This is a genomic window from Anaerospora hongkongensis (assembly GCF_004339805.1).
In the GTDB taxonomy this organism is placed as follows: domain Bacteria; phylum Bacillota; class Negativicutes; order Sporomusales; family DSM-15969; genus Anaerospora; species Anaerospora hongkongensis.
The window spans coordinates 1-1,548 of record NZ_SLUI01000032.1 but is presented as its reverse complement, the minus strand read 5'-3'; the positions used below and the strand labels follow the sequence as shown (position 1 = coordinate 1,548).

1 protein-coding gene is annotated in these 1,548 nt (G+C 40.4%); it reads left to right on the top strand.

Going from position 1 to position 1,548, the window contains the following annotated elements:
* Nucleotides 1–214: 214 nt before the first annotated feature.
* A complete protein-coding gene (locus EV210_RS22400) occupies nt 215–1,417 on the top strand; it encodes an IS110 family RNA-guided transposase (RefSeq protein WP_132083841.1) in 1,203 nt (400 codons plus the stop codon).
* Nucleotides 1,418–1,548: the final 131 nt, after the last annotated feature.

The window sequence follows — 1,548 nt, the reverse complement described above, 5'->3', positions numbered from 1 at the left end:
CAATTACACTTATTCTTTTACAGTAAGGGGGTAATTGGTCTGGCGTTTGGTTATTAGGTTTTTTACAACCGTCCCAAAAGCTGTCAGCCATCCTCTTGTTGTATCCATTCGCTTTAGCAGGTTGAAACCGTTTAGGCTTTCGTGTAACGAACCAAGTTGAGTGGCAATAAGTGTTGATGGAACAATTACCGACTTTATCATGGGAGGTCACCTGATGATTAGTATTGGAATTGACGTTTCCAAAGGAAGTAGTAATGTTTGCGTTAATAAAGATGGCCGCGTTATGCAACAGTTCCTTGTAGAGCATTCTCAAATGAACATCAAAAAGTTTATCGATTTGATCCTATCTTTCGAAGATGAAACAAAGGTTGTTTTAGAAGCTACAGGTATTTATCATTTTCCTCTTGTACAATCACTTACCCTTGCCGGTATTTTTGTAGCTGTCATTAATCCGTTGGTTTTGAAGAAATATGCTGCGCTTTCTCTTCGCAAGGGAAAAACTGATAAGCTAGACGCTGTGAAGATTGCTGATTATGGGCTAGCAAACTGGCATAAGCTGCTTCGCTATTCCTTACCGGATCGTATCTATAACGAACTAAAAGACCTGGGCCGTAATTATGCTTACTATGTAAAATTAAAAGTGATGCAAAAGCAACATCTTATCCTGCTTCTAGACAAGGCAATGCCTGGTATTACAGCGCTTGTGCGCACGGCTAGCAATGACAATCTGACGAAGAACAAGCTGCTGGACTTTATAGAGCATTATCAGCACTATGATCGGATTACAGCCAAATCCGAGAGACACTTTGTACTCGATTATTGTCGGTGGGCAAAAAAGAAAGGATACCGGCCCGATGAAAGCAAAGCATATTCCATCTATGCTTTAGCTAAGGCTAGTATCCTTACTTCTTCCTCCAAGAGCACACCCACAACGGCCTTGCTATTGGAAGCGATAAAAGTCTTACGCCAGCTATGCGAGACTTTACAATTCATTTTAGCACAAATGAAAGAACTTGCGAAAGAGCTGCCCGAATATTACGTAGTTTGCGCCATGCATGGTGTTGGATCTATCTTAGCGGTACGTTTAATCGCCGAGATAGGTGATGTTCGGCGTTTTCATTCAGGTAAATCGCTAGTTGCTTTTGCAGGTCTTGATTCTCCGCCGTATGAATCAGGAAACTTTGTAGGTACGAAAAGAAGTATATCCAAAAGAGGATCACCGTTTCTTCGTAAAACGGGCTTTGAAGTCATGAAAGCACTTATCGTTCATAAACCTCAAGAGGACAATGCAGTCTACTTGTTTATGGAAAAAAAGATAGCTGAAGGCAAGGCGAAAAAAGTGGCTATGATTGCGGGGTTAAACAAGTTCTTTCGAATTTACTATGCACGTGTAAAAGAAGTTTACGCTGCAGTTTAGATAGGATACAAAGTTCTTCTTAGTTGCCATAACTCTTTAAGGCTATGGTTTATTTGCTATGCTCTACAGAAAGTACTCAGCTTTTTATTAAATCTTGCTTTTAAGCATTGACATTGCTTAGCAGGCTTTTG